This window comes from Streptococcus parasanguinis, from assembly GCF_001578955.1.
Classification (GTDB): domain Bacteria; phylum Bacillota; class Bacilli; order Lactobacillales; family Streptococcaceae; genus Streptococcus; species Streptococcus parasanguinis_U.
The window spans coordinates 516,149-519,219 of sequence record NZ_KQ969690.1; the positions used below are offsets into that span (position 1 = coordinate 516,149).

Genomic DNA, 3,071 nt, shown 5'->3' on the forward strand with positions numbered 1-3,071 from the left:
GATACCTTGTGGAAGAAGTATATTCTAGGTGTCTTGGCCATCGGAAGTGGTTTGATGCTTGGTCGTGAAGGTCCTAGTATTCAATTAGGAGCAATGGGTGGAAAAGGAGTGGCCCATCATTTGAAGGTCAGTCCGGTTGAGGAGCGGTCTTTGATTGCAAGTGGGGCCGCCGCTGGTCTTGCTGCAGCCTTTAATGCACCTATAGCGGGGCTCTTATTTGTGGTTGAAGAGGTCTACCATCATTTTTCACGCTTCTTTTGGATTTCAACCTTGGCTGCTAGTTTGACGGCTAATTTTATTTCACTTAATGTCTTTGGTCAAACACCTGTGCTTCATATGCCACAAAATATTCCGCCACTCCATCTGTCTCAGTACTGGATTTATCTTTTTCTTGGGGTCTTTTTAGGGGCAGCGGGTTATGTCTACGAAATAGTGGTCCTCAATATCGGTCGACTGTATCGTTTGCTAGAGAAGATTTTCCATGTTCCTTCTCATTATTCTTCTTTATTTGCCTTTGTCTTGATTCTTCCAATCGGCTATTTTCTGCCTCAAATTCTTGGTGGTGGAAACCAATTGGTCTTGGATTTAGCTCGAGTACCGTATCCAGTGCTGACCATCCTTCTTTATTTTGCGATCCGTTTCATCTGGAGTATGTTGAGCTATGGTAGTGGCTTACCAGGTGGCATCTTCCTGCCCATACTAGCATTAGGATCACTTTTAGGGGCCATCGTTGGAACCTTCCTCCAAAACATTGGCTTTATCTCTCAAAATCAGCTGCCTTTTTTCATCATTTTAGGAATGAGTGGGTATTTTGGAGCTATTTCAAAAGCGCCATTAACAGCTATGATTTTGGTAACAGAGATGGTCGGTGATATTCGTAGTTTAATGCCACTGGGTATGGTCACCTTGCTGGCTTACATGATCATGGATCTCTTCCATGGAGCACCAGTCTATGAAGCCATGCTGGAGCAACTCTTACCTGATAAGGCGCAAGAAGAAGGAGAGTTGACCTTGATTGAGATTCCTGTATCCGAAAAGATTGCAGGGAAACAAGTTCATGAACTCGAACTCCCTCAAGATATTTTGATTACTACGCAAATGCGAAGTGGCAAGAGCTATACGGTCAATGGTGCGACCCGCTTGTATCTAGGTGATAGCATTTTTGTGGTGGTGAAAGAATCTGAAATTGGACGAGTCAAGGATATTCTTTTGTAAAAGACAGTTTCTTAGAAAAGTCTTTCTATTATTAAATTTTCAGACAATTGTTGAAAAATGAGAAAACTTCTGGTAAAATAAGTCCAAGAACAAAAGAGGAGAAGTCTTTCATGAAAAAATATAGTCTACTCTTATTGAGTGTTGCTCTTTTAGCAGGGTGTGCGAATTCTACTAGCAAACAGTCGAGTCAAAAGACGCAAACCAGCTCAACGGTGCAGTTGTCAAAGGCTGACCAGAAGACCTTGGACAATGCGACAGCTGAATACAAAGACTTTGTTGAAATGCAAATTGACCAATTGCTCAAGGATACAGAAGGTTTCCGAGATACCCTAAAAGCTGGGAATTTGGAAGAAGCTAAAAAACAATATCCCTTGATCCGCATGGCCTATGAACGCTCAGAACCGATTGCTGAAACCTTTGGGGAGTCTGATGTGAAGATTGACTATCGTTTGGTGGACTATGTGGATGAAAATAAATCAGAAGAAGGCTGGTCTGGCTTCCACCGGATTGAACGCATCCTTTGGGAAAACAATACCACAGATGGCACTGACAAATATGCAGACCAACTGGTGAACGATATCAAGGAGTTGAAAGCTAAGATCGCAACCGTTGATGTGACTCCTGATGTGATGCTAACTGGGGCTGTTGATCTGCTCAATGAAGTGGCAACGCAAAAGATCACGGGTGAAGAAGAAGTCTTCTCTCATACAGATCTGTACGACTTCCGTGCCAATATTGAAGGAGCTGAAAAGATTTTCTCACTCTTTAAACCTTTGATTGAGAAAAAAGATGCCAAGTTGGTTAAAACCTTGGAAGCAGAATTCAAAAATGTCAATGATTTATTGGACAAACACATGACTGATGAAACAAATTACAAGTCTTACACAGATTTGACCAAGGAAGATACCAAAGAATTGGCCGAAGCGGTGACCAAACTTGGTGAACCGTTGTCTCAAATGGGTGTGATTTTAGATGGGAAATAAGAAAAATGGCTGACGAAAAATTTTTAGATAAAAAAATGGACCGTCGTGAATTTCTTAAAAAAGCAGGTATTGGAGGGGCTGGTCTAGCACTGGGCCTCTCTGGTGCATCTGCTTTTTTCGCTAATCAAGACAGTTCTAGTAAAAAAGCTTATGATGGGGATGAAGACATCTCCTTTTATGGCAAGCATCAAGCCGGGATTACGACGGCCATGCAGAAGGCTTGCTACTTGGTGGTGCTGGATCTTCACACGACGGACAAAAAAGAAGTCATCCAGCTCTTTAAAGACTGGACCGACTATAGTAGTAAATTAGTCGAAGGAGAATTGGTCAAAAAAGATGGTTCCAATGCCCTCTTGCCACCAACGGATACAGGTGAAACAGTGGGACTCAACCCCTATCGCTTGAGCCTGACGTTTGGGGTTTCAGCTTCCTTTCTAAAGAAACTGGGCTTAGAGTCCAAACGTCCCAAGCTCTTTCGTGATTTGCCTCCATTTCCAAAGGAGCAGTTGCAGGACAAATACACTGGTGGAGATATCGTCATTCAGGCCTGTGCCGACGATGAGCAAGTAGCCTTTCATGCGGTCCGAAATCTCATCCGCAAAGGTCGCAATACCATCACCATGAAGTGGAGCAAGTCCGGTTTTGCGGCGATTGGTGACAGAAAAGAAACGCCGCGTAACCTCTTTGGCTTTAAAGATGGAACAGCAAATGTTACGACGGAGAAGGACTTTGATAAGGTCGTCTGGACTGACAGTAAGGACTGGATGAAGGGTGGTTCCTATATGGCTCTTCGCCTAGTCCAAATGCACTTGGAAACTTGGGACCGGACCAATTTGCAGGAGCAAGAAAACACCTTTGGTCGCTACAAGGAGT

At 43.4% G+C, this 3,071-nt stretch carries 3 protein-coding genes; all 3 read left to right on the forward strand.

Annotated elements, in window-relative coordinates; all coding sequences use genetic code 11:
* Positions 1–1,215 (forward strand): ClC family H(+)/Cl(-) exchange transporter (locus SPADD19_RS06410; RefSeq protein ID WP_241496506.1); only part of this gene is annotated, 1,215 nt, incomplete at its 5' end.
* A 110-nt stretch (positions 1,216–1,325) separates the two neighbouring features.
* A complete protein-coding gene (gene efeO, locus SPADD19_RS06415; protein WP_061455553.1) occupies positions 1,326–2,198 on the forward strand; it encodes an iron uptake system protein EfeO in 873 nt (290 codons plus the stop codon).
* 5 nt (positions 2,199–2,203) lie between these two features.
* Positions 2,204–3,071, forward strand: an 868-nt coding sequence (locus tag SPADD19_RS11645; protein ID WP_128861600.1) for a Dyp-type peroxidase, incomplete at its 3' end; no start/stop codon positions are given.

Bases quoted from the DNA above. Each gene is read 5' to 3' on its own strand.
- efeO (WP_061455553.1), top strand. From the start codon at position 1,326: ATGAAAAAATATAGTCTACTCTTATTGAGTGTTGCTCTTTTAGCAGGG.